The following is a 14,405-nucleotide window of genomic DNA, read 5'->3' on the forward strand; positions in this document are numbered from 1 at the left end:
TTGTAATGATTTTCACCTGGCAACGAACGGTTCTATCGTAGCGAAGAAAGTGATTTCGGATGATAGTTTGTGTCCTGCCTTCAAGGACAGTGATGATATTGAGCTTTTCAAAATCTTGTGCAATGAAACTCATCTTGCCCTTAGTGAAGGCATACTCGTCCCAAGACATAATCTCTGGAAGACGAGAAAAATCATGATAAAAACGGAAGTCATTCAGTTTACGTATGACAGTCGAAGTTGAAATAGCCAGCTGATGAGCAATATCGGTCATCGAAGTTTTTTCAATTAACTTTTGAGCAATCTTTTGATTGATCATACGAGGGATTTGGTGATTTTTCTTGACTAGGGAAGTCTCAGCGATTATCATTTTCGAACACTGATAGCACTTGAAACGACGCTTTTTCAGAAGAATTCTGGTAGGCATACCAGTTGTTTCAAGGTAAGGAATCTTAGAAGGTTTTTGGAAGTCATATTTCTTCATTTGATTTCCGCAATGAGGACAAGATGGGGCTTCATAATCCAGTTTAGCGATGATTTCCTTGTGTGTATCCTTATTGATGATATCTAGAATCTGGATATTAGGGTCTTTAATATCGAGTAGTTTTGTGATAAAATGTAATGGTTCCATATGATTCTTTCTAATGAGTTGTTTAGTCGCTTTTCATTATAGATCTTATGGGACTTTTTTTCTACAACAAAATAGGCTCCATAAGATCTATAGGGGATTTACCCACTACAAATATTATAGAGCCTTTTTTATTTATAAATATAGTGGATTGTTGAAATTTCAAATTTTAATTTTTAAATCTGTAATTACCTCTTTATTTTATTTTTAGTTCGTTTAGCTTTCAATTCTTCTTTTATAGGATTTGAAGCTTTGTTAGTTCCTTTTTTTGTTAGACTAGTGTTACTAATAAGAAAGGGAGTTTTTATATGCTTCAGAAATTTTATGATCGAGCATTTGTCTTTTTGAAACTAGTTGAACAAGAATATGCCTCTTTAGGTCAGAGTTGTGCAGAGTGGGAATCACTTCATCTTCGGTTTTTACTATATTACTTAATCCGATTTAAAATAAAAAGTGATAGGGACTTTTCACTATATCACTTTAAAACAGCTTATCGTCTATATCTAGATAAATTCCTGCAAGGTGGTACAACTCTTATCCAATAGGAAGCATCTATATCATAATTACGAACGATGGTTATAGATGTATTTTAAAAAAATATAGAATTAGCTTATAATCAGAGACTTCTGTATTTAGAAATGAGAGAATTTCCAAATCTTTTCTACTGTTTCTTCTTGATAAAATAGTGTTTTTTTCTTATAATAAATTGTGAGATATAATTGCGGGTGAAATTCCTGCCATGTATATGAGAAAGGACGAGCTACTAGTAGCTCAGACGAATTTTATTATGACTTCAGTTGTTGTTGTAGGTACCCAGTGGGGTGATGAAGGTAAAGGGAAAATTACAGATTTTCTTTCTGCTAATGCAGAGGTAATTGCTCGTTACCAAGGTGGTGATAATGCTGGTCACACGATTGTGATTGATGGTAAGAAATTTAAGTTGCACTTGATTCCATCTGGGATTTTCTTCCCTGAAAAAATCTCTGTTATTGGGAATGGGATGGTCGTGAACCCAAAATCCCTTGTGAAAGAGTTGAGTTATCTTCATGAGGAAGGTGTGGCAACTGATAACTTGCGTATTTCTGATCGTGCGCATGTTATTTTGCCTTATCACATTGAGTTGGATCGTTTGCAAGAAGAGGCTAAGGGTGACAATAAGATTGGTACTACAATAAAGGGAATTGGTCCAGCATATATGGACAAAGCTGCTCGTGTCGGTATCCGTATTGCGGATCTTTTGGATAAAGACATTTTCCGTGAGCGTTTAGAACGTAACCTTGCTGAAAAGAATCGTCTATTTGAAAAATTGTATGATAGCGCCCCTATTTCAGTTGATGATATTTTTGAAGAATACTATGAGTATGGTCAACAAATCAAGCAATATGTGACAGATACATCCGTTATCTTGAACGATGCGCTTGATAACGGTAAACGTGTGCTGTTTGAAGGTGCCCAAGGTGTTATGCTAGATATCGACCAAGGTACTTATCCATTTGTTACGTCATCAAACCCTGTGGCTGGTGGTGTGACCATTGGTTCTGGTGTTGGTCCAAGTAAGATTGACAAGGTTGTAGGTGTATGTAAAGCCTATACGAGTCGTGTAGGAGATGGGCCTTTCCCAACTGAATTGTTTGATGAAGTGGGAGATCGCATCCGTGAAGTAGGTCATGAATACGGTACAACAACTGGCCGTCCACGTCGTGTAGGTTGGTTTGACTCAGTTGTGATGCGTCACAGCCGTCGTGTATCTGGTATTACCAATCTTTCATTGAACTCTATCGATGTTTTGAGTGGTTTGGATACTGTGAAAATTTGTGTGGCCTATGATCTTGATGGTCAACGTATTGATTACTATCCTGCTAGTCTTGAGCAGTTGAAACGTTGCAAGCCAATCTACGAGGAATTGCCAGGTTGGTCGGAAGACATTACTGGAGTCCGTAATTTAGAAGACCTTCCTGAGAATGCACGTAACTATGTTCGTCGTGTAAGTGAGTTGGTTGGTGTTCGTATCTCAACTTTCTCAGTAGGTCCCGGTCGTGAACAAACTAATATTTTAGAAAGTGTTTGGTCATAGGAGATTTTTAAGATTAGTTTAAGACAGGTTGGGTATACTATAGACAGTTACAAGAAGACCTCCTAACTTGTTGTAACAAATATCCTAAACTTTTCTTTTTCATAATAATCTCCCTATTAAGTCACCGCATTCGGTGGCTTTTTTTGTGTTGAGAATCATGATATAATAATAAAATCGACAAGTAGGAAAAGAGAAGAACGATGAATTATACAGTTGAAGAAAAAGAAGCCTTTATGAGAGAGGCTTTGAGAGAGGCTGAGATTGCCTTAGAACACGATGAAATTCCAATTGGTTGTGTGATTGTCAAGGATGGAGAAATCATTGGTAGGGGGCATAATGCGCGCGAGGAGTTGCAACGGGCGGTCATGCATGCAGAAATCATGGCTATAGAGAATGCGAACTTGAGTGAGGAGAGTTGGCGCTTGCTGAATTGCACGCTTTTTGTGACCATTGAGCCGTGTGTGATGTGTAGCGGGGCGATTGGGCTTGCCCGTATTCCAAACGTAGTCTACGGGGCTAAAAACCAGAAATTTGGTGCAGCTGGAAGTTTGTACGATATTTTGACAGATGAGCGTCTCAATCATCGTGTAGAGGTAGAAACGGGAATTTTGAAAGATGACTGTGCAGCGATTATGCAGGACTTTTTCCGAAATCGACGGAAAAAATAATTTTTCTTTTAAAATGAATAGGAATGTGATATAATAAATAGTGGAGCAACAGTTCTGCGTGAAGCGGGTCAGGGGAGGAATCCAGCAGCCCTAAGCGAGTGTGAATTGTGTGCTCTTTTTTCGTGCTTTTTTCGAATAAATAAGATAAAATAGCCTAGAATAAATGATTATGATTATAGAAAAGAGAAAAATATGAAAATTCGTGGTTTTGAATTGGTTTCGAGTTTTACAGATGAAAATTTGTTACCTAAGCGTGAGACAGCCCATGCAGCTGGTTATGATTTAAAGGTTGCTGTGCGTACGGTTATTGCTCCAGGAGAGATTGTCTTGGTTCCGACAGGGGTTAAGGCTTATATGCAACCGACTGAGGTTCTCTACCTCTATGATCGCTCTTCAAATCCTCGTAAGAAGGGTTTGGTCTTGATTAACTCAGTTGGGGTCATTGATGGAGATTATTATGGGAATCCTGGGAATGAAGGCCATATCTTTGCTCAGATGAAAAACATTACTGACCAAGAAGTGATTCTCGAAGTTGGAGAACGTGTGGTTCAGGCTGTCTTTGCTCCATTTTTAATCGCAGACGGAGATGAGGCAGACGGCGTGCGAACTGGTGGTTTTGGATCGACAGGGCATTAAGATAAGGACCTGCTTTCAAAACCATAACAGGAGAAATCAGCTGATAGAAAGAAGGATAATAAAATGAGTTATAAAGACTTTCAGTCTTTTACTCCAGAAAATTGTCAAGGGTATAAGAAAGTCTATAATATCAGTATTGGAGGATTTCTTTACTTAGCTTTTCTTCCGGAAGCCTATTATAAAATTCTTTGTATTTCTTCAGAATATATGTCAATAATTGACTGTGAAAATGATCAGGTAACTCCTGTAGATGGGGATTATGATGAGACGGAATTAGTAGCCATGTATGAGGGCTGTGATTCTCCCATTTCTATTGCGGGACAATATGGTGGAAGTCTCCCTTTGGACAATGGGGAAGATATCCGAGTGACAATGGAAAAAGATCAATCTGGGAAGTATCCGATTTTAACCATTTTTTGGGAAAAGGATAAAGAAACTAGGGTACAAATTTATAAAGGTTATTTACCGTATATTTTTGGTTTTAGTCCGGATGGAGAGTATTATGCTTATGCAGATGATGGCGGGTTGACTGTTTTAAAGAAAGATAGTTGATAGCGTGAAAAAAAGAAATTTTAAAATGAGAGGATTAGAATCATCGCAAAGAAAAAAGCGACATTTGTATGTCAAAATTGTGGGTATAATTCCCCAAAATATCTAGGGCGTTGTCCTAACTGTGGGTCTTGGTCTTCTTTTGTAGAAGAGATCGATGTTGCCGAGGTCAAAAATGCCCGTGTGTCCTTGACAGGTGAGAAAACCAAGCCTATGAAACTGGCCGAGGTGACTTCCATCAATGTCAATCGAACAAAGACGGAGATGGAGGAATTCAACCGTGTACTTGGAGGTGGAGTGGTACCAGGGAGTCTCGTCCTTATCGGTGGGGATCCAGGAATCGGGAAATCAACCCTTCTCTTACAAGTCTCAACTCAGCTGTCCCAAGTGGGAACAGTTCTCTATGTCTCTGGGGAGGAGTCTGCCCAGCAGATCAAACTCCGTGCAGAGCGCTTGGGTGATATTGATAGTGAGTTTTATCTCTATGCAGAGACCAATATGCAGAGTGTTCGCGCAGAAGTAGAAAGAATTCAGCCAGCCTTCCTCATTATTGACTCCATCCAGACCATTATGTCTCCTGAGATTTCAGGGGTGCAGGGGTCTGTGTCTCAGGTGCGTGAGGTGACCGCTGAGCTTATGCAGCTGGCTAAGACCAATAACATTGCCATCTTTATCGTAGGGCATGTGACTAAGGAAGGAACCTTGGCGGGTCCGCGTATGTTGGAGCATATGGTGGATACAGTGCTTTACTTTGAAGGGGAGCGCCACCATACCTTTCGTATCTTGAGAGCAGTCAAAAACCGTTTTGGTTCCACTAATGAGATTGGCATCTTTGAGATGCAGTCGGGCGGATTGGTTGAGGTGCTCAATCCGAGTCAAGTTTTCCTAGAGGAGCGTTTGGATGGGGCTACTGGCTCTTCAATCGTTGTGACCATGGAAGGGACCCGTCCGATTTTGGCGGAGGTTCAGGCTTTGGTAACACCAACCATGTTTGGAAATGCTAAACGCACGACGACAGGACTTGATTTTAATCGTGCAAGTCTGATTATGGCTGTTTTGGAAAAACGAGCAGGGCTTCTCTTGCAAAACCAGGATGCCTATCTCAAATCTGCTGGTGGTGTGAAATTGGATGAGCCTGCCATTGACTTAGCCGTTGCAGTGGCTATTGCCTCTAGTTACAAGGACAAGCCTACCAATCCTCAGGAATGTTTTGTGGGTGAACTGGGCTTGACCGGAGAAATTCGGCGCGTGAATCGTATCGAACAACGTATCAATGAAGCTGCAAAGCTAGGCTTTACCAAGATTTATGTACCCAAGAATTCCTTGACAGGAATCACTCCACCCAAGGAAATTGAGGTCATTGGTGTGACAACGATTCAGGAAGTTTTGAAAAAGGTCTTTGCATAATCCGTGACAAATCCTCTTAAAAATGATAAGATAGGAGAAATATTTGATTATCAAATTTTTGAGGAGGGAATCGTGTCGTATTTTGAACAGTTTATGAAAGCTAATCAGGCTTATGTTGCCCTACATGGACAGTTAAATTTGCCAATCAAACCCAAAACAAGAGTGGCTATTGTGACCTGCATGGACTCACGTCTGCACGTTGCGCAAGCTCTAGGTTTGGCACTTGGGGATGCTCATATCTTGCGGAATGCGGGTGGTCGAGTGACTGAAGACATGATTCGTTCACTGGTGATTTCCCAGCAACAAATGGGGACTAGAGAGATTGTAGTACTTCACCATACAGACTGTGGAGCTCAAACCTTTCAAAATGAAAGTTTTCATGAACAGTTGAAACACGAGCTCGGAGTTGATGTGTCTGATCAAGATTTTTTACCATTTCAGGATGTTGAAGAGAGTGTGAGAGAGGATATGCAATTGCTTCGAGAATCTCCACTGATTCCTGATGATGTGGTTATTTCAGGTGCTGTCTATGATGTGGATACAGGAAGTATGAGAGAAGTATACTAACTTTGTCTCGAAAAAATCTCATCTTAGCATAAAATCGATTGTTAAAATGTAGGATTTTTAATTTTAATATAGCTAATATAAAATAGTATAAAACAAGGGTATAAATGTTTGCTCTTGTTTTATTTTTGATTGAAAAATAAAGGAAAAAGCGCTACAATGGTAGATGGAAAATGTTGTGTAAAAACAAGTGATACATAAATACCGGAGGAAATCATGTCTTTTTCTGATTTAAAGCTGTTTGCCCTTTCTTCTAATAGAGAATTGGCAGAGCGTGTGGCGCAAGAAATTGGGATAGAGTTGGGGAAATCGACTGTTCGTCAATTTTCAGACGGGGAGATTCAGGTCAACATCGAAGAATCAATCCGTGGAAAACACGTCTTTATCCTACAGTCAACTAGTTCACCTGTAAATGATAATTTACTTGAAATTTTGATTATGGTGGACGCATTGAAGCGTGCCAGTGCAGAATCTGTCAACGTTGTCATGCCTTACTATGGCTATGCACGTCAGGATAGAAAGGCGCGCGCACGTGAGCCAATCACTTCAAAACTTGTTGCAAATATGCTAGAAGTTGCTGGGGTAGATCGTTTGTTGACGATTGATTTGCACGCTGCACAGATTCAGGGATTCTTTGATATTCCTGTAGATCACTTGATGGGTGCTCCATTGATTGCGGACTATTTTGAACGTCGTGGCATGGTTGGCTCTGACTACGTGGTTGTCAGTCCAGACCATGGTGGAGTGACTCGTGCTCGTAAATTGGCAGAGTTTTTGAAAACTCCGATTGCGATTATTGACAAACGCCGTAGTGTAGACAAGATGAATACCAGTGAAGTGATGAATATTATCGGTAAGGTAGAAGGTAAGACTTGTATCTTGATTGACGATATGATCGATACAGCTGGAACTATTTGTCATGCGGCGGACGCTCTTGCTGAAGCAGGTGCTGTTGAAGTATATGCAAGCTGTACGCACCCAGTACTTTCTGGTCCTGCTATGGACAATATCCAAAAATCAGCTATTAAGAAATTGGTTGTTTTGGATACCATCTACCTACCAGAAGAGCGTTTGATTGATAAGATTGAACAAATTTCGATTGCTCATCTTTTAGGTGATGCTATTATCCGTATTCATGAAAAACGTCCTCTTTCTCCATTATTTAGTATCGAGAAAAAAATCTAATCTTTCACTTGAAATAGATAGTTCTCCTAGCAAGTTTCTTTTCTTGCTAGGAGATTTTTGTAGTCAAAACCTGCAAGCCTTTTCAAAATGTGCTATACTGAGAAAAAAGGAGGATTTCTATGAGTCAAGAATTTATCAACCCAAGTGATGGAGTAATCCGTCAGTATCTTGCAACCAGTAAAACATTAGCGGTAGTGGGTTTGTCCGATCGTGAGGAAACAACTAGTAATCGAGTGACCAAGGAAATGCAAGCTCGGGGCTATAAAATCATTCCAGTTAATCCCAAGGCTACAGGTGGGGAAATCTTGGGAGAGAAGGTTTATGCGAGTCTAGCTGAGATTCCTTTTCCTGTGGACATTATCAATGTATACCGACGTAGCGAGTTTTTACCAGATGTGGCGCGTGATTTTCTCAAGGCTGATGCTAAGATTTTCTGGGCTCAACTGGGACTTGAAAGTCTAGAAGCGGAAGAAATCCTGCGTGCTGGAGGATGCGATGACATTGTGATGAATCGCTGTATTAAGAGAGAACATACTCGCTTAATTCTTGAACAATAAAAAGGTAGCCATGGGCTACCTTTTGTGTTATAAAGTACCAATCAATGCTTGCATGCCAAGACTGGTGAGGATGATGGCAATCCAGCAAAGGGCTCCGAGGACAATAGATTTGCCACTGGATCTAACCATGGCAATTAGATTAGTTTTGAGACCGATGGCACTCATGGCCATGATGATGAGGAATTTAGAGAGTTGTTTGAGAGGGGTAAAGAAGCTACTGGACACACCGAGAGAGGTAAGGAGAGTCGTTAAGAGAGAGGCCAGGATAAAATAAAGGATAAAAAGTGGGAAAACTTTTTTCAGTTGTAGGCCTTGCTTATTCTCTTGCTGGCGACTTTGCCAGTAGGAGAGGAAGAGAGTGATAGGGATGATCGCTAAGGTGCGCGTGAGTTTAACAATGGTTGCCGACTCGAGGGTATTGGTCTGATAAAGACTGTCCCAAGCACTAGCTGTGGCCGTTACAGAAGAAGTATCATTGACCGCAGTTCCTGCAAAGAGAGCAAAGCCATCATTGGATAGATGAAGCCAGGTTCCTAGAGTTGGAAAGATGAGCGCAGCCAAGATATTGAAGAAAAAGATAACGGAAATGGCTTGGGCAACTTCTTTTTCCTTGGCATGGATAACGGGCGCTGTCGCAGCAATGGCAGAACCACCACAGATAGAAGAACCCACTCCAATCAAGGTAGCCAGTTTTGTATCTAGCACAAAGAAACGCTGGAAGAGGTAGGCGACGATTAAGGAAATCGAAATGGTGGAAAGGATGACAGGGAGTGAAGTTTGTCCAACTGCAAAGACTTGCGAGATATTGAGACCAAAACCAAGCAAGATAACAGCATACTGGAGTAATTTTTTGGAACTAAAGGTCAAACCAGCATCCAGTTGTTTATAGGATGAGAGAAAGTGATGGAGAAGCATTCCCATAAAAATCGCAAAAACGGGTGCGCCAATGACAGGGAAGAATTCGCCTAAGTACCAAGATAGGATGGAAATGAGAAGGCAGGCCAAGATGCCTGCTCCATTTTTTGATAAAAATGACATATAAACCTCCGAAAATAAGCACTTATTATTATAGTCCTGTTGAGAAGAAAAGTAAAACAGAAAGTGAAAAATGCGGGGTTCAGATGGATTTTGCGGTCAGGGAGCTTTTGTAGTATAATAGTACTATGTTCTGTAAGCAAGGGGGATATCTATGGACTTAACCAAGCGCTTTAATAAACAGTTAGACAAGATTCAAGTTTCCTTGATTCGCCAGTTTGACCAGGCTATTTCGGAGATTCCTGGGGTCCTGCGTTTGACCTTGGGAGAACCTGATTTTACAACGCCAGATCACGTCAAGGAGGCGGCTAAGCGGGCCATCGACCAGAACCAATCCTACTACACAGGGATGAGTGGTCTGTTAACATTACGTCAGGCAGCCAGTGATTTTGTAAAAGAAAAATACCAGCTAGATTACAATTCTGAAAATGAAATTTTGGTTACAATTGGGGCGACAGAGGCTTTATCTGCTACTTTGACAGCTATTTTGGAAGAGGGGGACAAGGTGCTCTTGCCAGCTCCTGCCTATCCAGGATATGAACCGATTGTCAATCTGGTTGGGGCAGAGATTGTCGAGATTGATACAACTGAAAATGGTTTTGTCTTGACTCCTGAGATGTTGGAAAAGGCCATTTTGGAGCAAGGGGACAAGCTCAAAGCCGTCATTCTCAACTATCCAGCTAATCCGACAGGAATTACCTATAGTCGGGAGCAGTTGGAAGCCTTGGCAGACGTTTTACGCAAGTATGAGATTTTCGTTGTCTGTGATGAGGTTTATTCAGAATTAACCTATACAGGCGAAGCCCATGTATCTCTGGGAACTATGCTGAGAGACCAGGCTATTATTATCAATGGCTTGTCTAAATCGCATGCTATGACAGGTTGGCGTTTAGGCTTTATCTTTGCTCCTGCGGCTTTCACAGCTCAGTTAATCAAGAGTCACCAGTACTTGGTCACTGCCGCAAATACCATGGCTCAACATGCTGCGGTGGAGGCTTTGACCGCTGGTAAAAACGATGCAGAACCTATGAAGAATGAATACATCCAGCGTCGTGATTATATCATCGAAAAGATGACTGCTCTTGGTTTTGAGATTATCAAACCAGATGGGGCCTTCTATATCTTTGCTAAGATTCCAGCGGGCTACAATCAAGACTCCTTTGCTTTTCTGAAGGATTTTGCTCAGAAGAAGGCCGTTGCCTTTATCCCTGGCGCCGCCTTTGGGCGTTACGGAGAAGGCTATGTGCGTCTGTCTTATGCAGCTAGCATGGAGACTATCAAAGAAGCCATGAAACGACTTGAGGAGTACATGAGAGAAGCATGATTCAGTCTATCACGAGTCAAGGCTTGGTGCTCTACAATCGTAATTTTCGTGAGGATGACAAGTTAGTCAAGATTTTTACCGAGCAGGCTGGCAAGCGCATGTTTTTCGTCAAACACGCTGGTCAGTCCAAACTAGCTCCGGTTATTCAGCCCTTGGTGTTAGCGCGATTTCTCTTACGAATCAATGATGATGGGCTCAGCTATATCGAGGACTACCATGAGGTGATGACCTTTCCTAAGATTAATAGTGACCTCTTTGTCATGGCCTATGCAACCTATGTGGCTGCTCTTGCAGATGCTAGTTTGCAGGATAACCAGCAGGATGCTCCCTTGTTTGCTTTCTTGAGGAAGACTCTGGAGTTGATGGAAGCAGGGATAGATTATCAGGTTTTAACCAATATTTTTGAAATTCAAATCTTGACTCGATTTGGAATCAGCCTTAATTTTAATGAGTGTGTCTTTTGCCATCGGGTGGGTCAGGCTTTTGACTTTTCTTTCAAATATGGAGCCTGCCTCTGTCCAGAGCATTATCATGAAGATGAGAGACGTTGCCATCTCAATCCCAATATCCCTTATCTGCTCAATCAATTTCAGGCTATTGATTTTGAAACCTTGGAGACTATTTCGCTTAAGGCAGAAATCAAGCAAGAGCTACGCCAATTTATGGATCAACTCTACGAAGAGTACGTTGGGATTCACCTAAAATCAAAGAAATTTATTGATTCCCTGGCAGACTGGGGACAATTACTAAAAGAGGAAGACAAATGAAAAAAATCGCAGTAGATGCTATGGGGGGCGATTACGCACCTCAAGCCATCGTTGAGGGTGTCAACCAAGCCCTTGCTGACTTTTCAGATATTGAGATTCAACTATATGGAGATGAAAGCAAGATCAAGCAATATCTAACGGCTACAGAGCGCGTCAGCATTATCCATACGGATGAGAAAATCAACTCAGACGATGAGCCGACAAAAGCTATCCGTAAGAAGAAAAATGCCAGCATGGTATTAGCAGCTAAGGCTGTCAAGGATGGAGAGGCAGACGCTGTCCTCTCAGCTGGGAATACAGGTGCCTTGTTGGCTGCAGGATTCTTCATTGTAGGTCGTATCAAGAATATCGACCGTCCTGGACTCATGTCGACCTTACCGACCATTGATGGAAAAGGGTTTGATATGCTAGATCTCGGTGCCAATGCGGAAAATACAGCCCATCATCTGCACCAATACGCTGTTTTGGGTTCCTTCTATGCGAAAAATGTTCGTGGGATTTCGAGACCACGTGTTGGTTTGCTCAACAATGGAACAGAAAGTAGCAAGGGAGATCCCCTTCGCAAGGAAACATACGACTTGCTAGTAGCTGATGAGAATCTGAACTTTGTCGGAAATGTGGAAGCGCGTGATTTGATGAATGGCGTTGCGGATGTTGTCGTAACAGATGGTTTCACGGGAAACGCTGTTCTCAAATCCATTGAAGGTACAGCTTTGGGAATCATGGGCTTACTTAAAAATGCTATTACGGGTGGTGGCCTTCGAGCGAAGCTAGGTGCTCTCCTTCTCAAGGATAGTCTTAAGGGGTTGAAGACACAGCTCAACTATTCAGATGTTGGAGGAGCAGTCTTGTTTGGCGTCAAGGCGCCAGTTGTAAAAACTCATGGCTCAAGTGATGCCAAGGCTGTGTACAGTACGATTCGTCAGATTCGTACCATGCTAGAAACAGACGTAGTTGCTCAAACTGCGCGTGAATTTTCAGGAGAATAAAAAAGATGACAGAAAAAGAAATTTTTGACCGTATTGTAACCATTATCCAAGAGCGACAGGGAGAGGACTTTGTCGTAACAGAGGCCTTGAGTTTGAAAGATGACCTAGATGCGGACTCAGTGGACTTGATGGAGTTCGTCCTAACGCTAGAAGATGAATTTGGTATCGAAATCACTGATGAGGAAATCGATCAACTTCAAAGTGTAGCGGATGTAGTAGCGATTATTAAAGATAAAAAATAGCCAAAAGCAACATGCAAGTCATGTTGTTTTTTTATTTGCGGAAAAAAGAGAAACTTTTAGTAGAAATTGCGAATAAAGAGATGAGAAAGAAAAAGGAGGAACGTTTATGTATGTGACCGGTTTTTATCCGTGGTTTATTAAGTGGTTTTTAAAATAAAAATGAATGAATTGTTCATTTTCGAATTGTTTTTCGAATAGATAGGTAAGAAAAAAAGAAAGGAGATTACGCGATGTATTTACCAATCTTATTACCATGGTTGATCAAATGGTATTTAAAATAAATGAAATTTACCTGTTCATTTTAAATTACTTCTCGAATAGATAAGTGAGAAGAAAAGGAAGGAGAGAAGAAAATGATTTCAGTAATTTACCCAATCTGGCTATTTAAGTGGCTTAGAGGTTAAAGATTAAATATATAGAAAAAATAAGGAGAAAAAAGATGACAAATTTTGACAACATGGAACAGAACTTTGTAGCTCTTACAGAAGAAGAGTTGACGGATGTGAATGGGGGGCTTGCACCAATTATTATTGGTGGTGTAGTTATTAGTTGGAAATTAATTGGAGGTGTGGCTGCGCTTGCTACAACTTCAGCAGGTGTAGGAGTAGCTGCGGGCTATTATGCTAATAGACCATAATTTTGGAGATATGTATGAAATTCGTTAAAATGATACTAAAGGTTTGGCCTGAACTTATGGTATTACTTAGTTCAATATCTTATACAATCATCAGGTTAGTAGCTGATGTAAATAAGATATCCTTACCTACTTGGTTTGATGATTTTAATATACCGACAATTTCATTGTTTTTAATGGTGTTCATTTTATTATATAGAAGTAAAGGAGAAGAGAATGGATAAATTTCAAGTAATTGATGAGAAAGATTTGCAAGCAATCGAAGGAGGAATTGAGCCTATTTCGATTATATTTGGTCTAAGTGCTATTGCATTCAGCGCATTTGGAGCTGGTTACAAATTTGGTTCAGATTTGGCTCGTCGCGGTCGTTAGGTAATGAACAATCGTAACCTAAATCTCAATACATTGTTACCTAAGCTAGCCACTATACTTCCTTTGTTAGGAATAGGTCTTAATCTTACGCTTCATCTAATTCGTACGAGTTCGCTAGTATCTTTTGATTGGCAATGGAGTTTAATAGGTTTGATTGCTGCAGGCTATTTTGGTATTTTTTGTAAGGATTTGAAGAAAAATAATCAAAACTATAAATGATGAATCTGAATGGAAAGGATTTTGTGCATGTAAATGGCGGAGTTTTTCCACCTTGTTTTATCTAGAGACTTATCCGATTCTGCTTAGTTTGTTTTATGGAGGATACAAGTACAAAACAATAGATAGTAAGATAGAGAATTGATGGAATGTCAGATTGGAGTTGGAGATGAAAGTCGTTTAATTGCTACAAAAAGCTTGACCAGAGTTTATTGTATTGTTTAGCTCTATAACTTATCTAATGATTAGAATTGTGGCTGATGTAAACAAAATAAATTTACCTACGTGGTTTGAATGTTTTGATATACCTACGATTTCATTATTTTTGATGACATTTATCTCACTTTATAGAAGTAAAGAGAATATCATTTCAGAATAGTTTATTTCTAGGCATTCATTTTTTAATGGTTACTTTAAACAGGCGGAACTTTTGTTCTGCTTTTTACATTTAAATGATAGTTTATACTTTTTAAAGTGCGTTTTAGGTGTAAAAATGGTTTGTTTAGGAATGTTTTCCTGTTTTTATCCTTATTTGGTTAAAATAATCTTACAAATTTTTAA

The 14,405-nt window shown here is 40.3% G+C and carries 20 protein-coding genes and 1 other RNA gene; 19 read left to right on the forward strand and 2 right to left on the reverse strand.

Annotated elements, in window-relative coordinates:
- Window positions 1-628: transposase family protein (locus SORDD15_RS08725; RefSeq protein ID WP_196756224.1), on the reverse strand; the 628-nt coding region annotated here is incomplete at its 3' end.
- A gap of 305 nt (window positions 629-933) precedes the next feature.
- Here SORDD15_RS08725 and comW point away from each other — a divergent pair.
- The 10 genes from comW (at window position 934) to SORDD15_RS08775 (ending at window position 8,265) form a co-directional block, all read left to right on the forward strand.
- On the forward strand, window positions 934-1,170 hold the full coding sequence (gene comW, locus SORDD15_RS10575; RefSeq protein ID WP_061416447.1) for a sigma(X)-activator ComW: 237 nt from the start codon (window positions 934-936) through the stop codon (window positions 1,168-1,170).
- Between the two features lie 242 nt (window positions 1,171-1,412).
- Window positions 1,413-2,699, forward strand: a complete 1,287-nt coding sequence (locus tag SORDD15_RS08735; RefSeq protein ID WP_061416450.1) for an adenylosuccinate synthase — start codon at window positions 1,413-1,415, stop codon at window positions 2,697-2,699.
- 200 nt (window positions 2,700-2,899) lie between these two features.
- Window positions 2,900-3,367, forward strand: a complete 468-nt coding sequence (gene tadA, locus SORDD15_RS08740) for a tRNA adenosine(34) deaminase TadA (RefSeq protein ID WP_061416453.1) — start codon at window positions 2,900-2,902, stop codon at window positions 3,365-3,367.
- 32 nt (window positions 3,368-3,399) lie between these two features.
- An RNA gene (gene ffs, locus SORDD15_RS08745) (signal recognition particle sRNA small type) lies at window positions 3,400-3,494 on the forward strand.
- 65 nt (window positions 3,495-3,559) lie between these two features.
- A complete protein-coding gene (locus tag SORDD15_RS08750; protein ID WP_000701984.1) occupies window positions 3,560-4,003 on the forward strand; it encodes a dUTP diphosphatase in 444 nt (147 codons plus the stop codon).
- A 63-nt stretch (window positions 4,004-4,066) separates the two neighbouring features.
- A complete protein-coding gene (locus tag SORDD15_RS08755; RefSeq protein ID WP_061416456.1) occupies window positions 4,067-4,555 on the forward strand; it encodes a hypothetical protein in 489 nt (162 codons plus the stop codon).
- A gap of 39 nt (window positions 4,556-4,594) precedes the next feature.
- Entirely contained in the window at window positions 4,595-5,959 is a 1,365-nt protein-coding gene (gene radA, locus SORDD15_RS08760; protein ID WP_196756227.1) for a DNA repair protein RadA, read from the forward strand.
- Window positions 5,960-6,031: 72 nt separating this feature from the next.
- Window positions 6,032-6,526: a beta-class carbonic anhydrase gene (locus SORDD15_RS08765; protein ID WP_061416458.1), complete on the forward strand. Its 495-nt coding sequence runs from the start codon at window positions 6,032-6,034 to the stop codon at window positions 6,524-6,526.
- A gap of 213 nt (window positions 6,527-6,739) precedes the next feature.
- A complete protein-coding gene (locus tag SORDD15_RS08770; RefSeq protein ID WP_000010181.1) occupies window positions 6,740-7,708 on the forward strand; it encodes a ribose-phosphate diphosphokinase in 969 nt (322 codons plus the stop codon).
- Between the two features lie 119 nt (window positions 7,709-7,827).
- Window positions 7,828-8,265 carry a CoA-binding protein gene (locus SORDD15_RS08775; protein ID WP_061416460.1) on the forward strand — a complete coding sequence of 146 codons (438 nt, stop codon included), beginning with the start codon at window positions 7,828-7,830 and terminating at the stop codon, window positions 8,263-8,265.
- A 27-nt stretch (window positions 8,266-8,292) separates the two neighbouring features.
- On the opposite strand, the gene SORDD15_RS08780 is transcribed toward SORDD15_RS08775, so the two are convergent.
- Window positions 8,293-9,303, reverse strand: a complete 1,011-nt coding sequence (locus tag SORDD15_RS08780) for a YeiH family protein (RefSeq protein WP_061416462.1) — start codon at window positions 9,301-9,303, stop codon at window positions 8,293-8,295.
- A gap of 151 nt (window positions 9,304-9,454) precedes the next feature.
- Between SORDD15_RS08780 and SORDD15_RS08785 the strand changes: the two genes are divergently transcribed.
- The 9 genes from SORDD15_RS08785 (at window position 9,455) to SORDD15_RS10585 (ending at window position 14,223) form a co-directional block, all read left to right on the forward strand.
- A complete protein-coding gene (locus tag SORDD15_RS08785) occupies window positions 9,455-10,624 on the forward strand; it encodes a pyridoxal phosphate-dependent aminotransferase (protein WP_061416464.1) in 1,170 nt (389 codons plus the stop codon).
- A complete protein-coding gene (gene recO, locus SORDD15_RS08790; RefSeq protein ID WP_049478102.1) occupies window positions 10,621-11,391 on the forward strand; it encodes a DNA repair protein RecO in 771 nt (256 codons plus the stop codon). Before SORDD15_RS08785 ends, recO begins: the two co-directional genes overlap by 4 nt.
- On the forward strand, window positions 11,388-12,380 hold the full coding sequence (plsX, locus tag SORDD15_RS08795) for a phosphate acyltransferase PlsX (protein ID WP_061416466.1): 993 nt from the start codon (window positions 11,388-11,390) through the stop codon (window positions 12,378-12,380). The genes recO and plsX overlap by 4 nt, the downstream gene beginning before the upstream one ends.
- A gap of 5 nt (window positions 12,381-12,385) precedes the next feature.
- Window positions 12,386-12,622: an acyl carrier protein gene (locus SORDD15_RS08800; RefSeq protein ID WP_061416468.1), complete on the forward strand. Its 237-nt coding sequence runs from the start codon at window positions 12,386-12,388 to the stop codon at window positions 12,620-12,622.
- Between the two features lie 439 nt (window positions 12,623-13,061).
- Window positions 13,062-13,259 carry a class IIb bacteriocin, lactobin A/cerein 7B family gene (locus SORDD15_RS08805; protein WP_061416470.1) on the forward strand — a complete coding sequence of 66 codons (198 nt, stop codon included), beginning with the start codon at window positions 13,062-13,064 and terminating at the stop codon, window positions 13,257-13,259.
- Window positions 13,260-13,273: 14 nt separating this feature from the next.
- Complete coding sequence (locus SORDD15_RS08810; protein WP_061416472.1) at window positions 13,274-13,480, forward strand: hypothetical protein; 207 nt, start codon at window positions 13,274-13,276, stop codon at window positions 13,478-13,480.
- Window positions 13,473-13,628 (forward strand): smi_0061 family bacteriocin-like peptide, encoded by a 156-nt coding sequence (locus SORDD15_RS08815; protein WP_000357247.1) that lies wholly within the window; start codon window positions 13,473-13,475, stop codon window positions 13,626-13,628. The genes SORDD15_RS08810 and SORDD15_RS08815 overlap by 8 nt, the downstream gene beginning before the upstream one ends.
- Window positions 13,629-13,631: 3 nt before the next feature.
- Window positions 13,632-13,847 carry a bacteriocin immunity protein gene (locus SORDD15_RS10580; RefSeq protein ID WP_081102415.1) on the forward strand — a complete coding sequence of 72 codons (216 nt, stop codon included), beginning with the start codon at window positions 13,632-13,634 and terminating at the stop codon, window positions 13,845-13,847.
- 208 nt (window positions 13,848-14,055) lie between these two features.
- Complete coding sequence (locus tag SORDD15_RS10585; RefSeq protein ID WP_231097651.1) at window positions 14,056-14,223, forward strand: bacteriocin immunity protein; 168 nt, start codon at window positions 14,056-14,058, stop codon at window positions 14,221-14,223.
- Window positions 14,224-14,405 lie beyond the last annotated feature (182 nt).

It is taken from the genome of Streptococcus oralis, from assembly GCF_001578935.1.
Classification (GTDB): Bacteria; Bacillota; Bacilli; order Lactobacillales; family Streptococcaceae; genus Streptococcus; species Streptococcus oralis_R.

Bases quoted from the DNA above. Each gene is read 5' to 3' on its own strand.
- comW (WP_061416447.1), top strand. From the start codon at position 934: ATGCTTCAGAAATTTTATGATCGAGCATTTGTCTTTTTGAAACTAGTT.
- SORDD15_RS08735 (WP_061416450.1), top strand. From the start codon at position 1,413: ATGACTTCAGTTGTTGTTGTAGGTACCCAGTGGGGTGATGAAGGTAAA.
- tadA (WP_061416453.1), top strand. From the start codon at position 2,900: ATGAATTATACAGTTGAAGAAAAAGAAGCCTTTATGAGAGAGGCTTTG.
- SORDD15_RS08750 (WP_000701984.1), top strand. From the start codon at position 3,560: ATGAAAATTCGTGGTTTTGAATTGGTTTCGAGTTTTACAGATGAAAAT.
- SORDD15_RS08755 (WP_061416456.1), top strand. From the start codon at position 4,067: ATGAGTTATAAAGACTTTCAGTCTTTTACTCCAGAAAATTGTCAAGGG.
- SORDD15_RS08770 (WP_000010181.1), top strand. From the start codon at position 6,740: ATGTCTTTTTCTGATTTAAAGCTGTTTGCCCTTTCTTCTAATAGAGAA.
- SORDD15_RS08775 (WP_061416460.1), top strand. From the start codon at position 7,828: ATGAGTCAAGAATTTATCAACCCAAGTGATGGAGTAATCCGTCAGTAT.
- SORDD15_RS08780 (WP_061416462.1), bottom strand. From the start codon at position 9,303: ATGTCATTTTTATCAAAAAATGGAGCAGGCATCTTGGCCTGCCTTCTC.
- SORDD15_RS08785 (WP_061416464.1), top strand. From the start codon at position 9,455: ATGGACTTAACCAAGCGCTTTAATAAACAGTTAGACAAGATTCAAGTT.
- recO (WP_049478102.1), top strand. From the start codon at position 10,621: ATGATTCAGTCTATCACGAGTCAAGGCTTGGTGCTCTACAATCGTAAT.
- plsX (WP_061416466.1), top strand. From the start codon at position 11,388: ATGAAAAAAATCGCAGTAGATGCTATGGGGGGCGATTACGCACCTCAA.
- SORDD15_RS08800 (WP_061416468.1), top strand. From the start codon at position 12,386: ATGACAGAAAAAGAAATTTTTGACCGTATTGTAACCATTATCCAAGAG.
- SORDD15_RS08805 (WP_061416470.1), top strand. From the start codon at position 13,062: ATGACAAATTTTGACAACATGGAACAGAACTTTGTAGCTCTTACAGAA.
- SORDD15_RS08810 (WP_061416472.1), top strand. From the start codon at position 13,274: ATGAAATTCGTTAAAATGATACTAAAGGTTTGGCCTGAACTTATGGTA.
- SORDD15_RS08815 (WP_000357247.1), top strand. From the start codon at position 13,473: ATGGATAAATTTCAAGTAATTGATGAGAAAGATTTGCAAGCAATCGAA.
- SORDD15_RS10580 (WP_081102415.1), top strand. From the start codon at position 13,632: ATGAACAATCGTAACCTAAATCTCAATACATTGTTACCTAAGCTAGCC.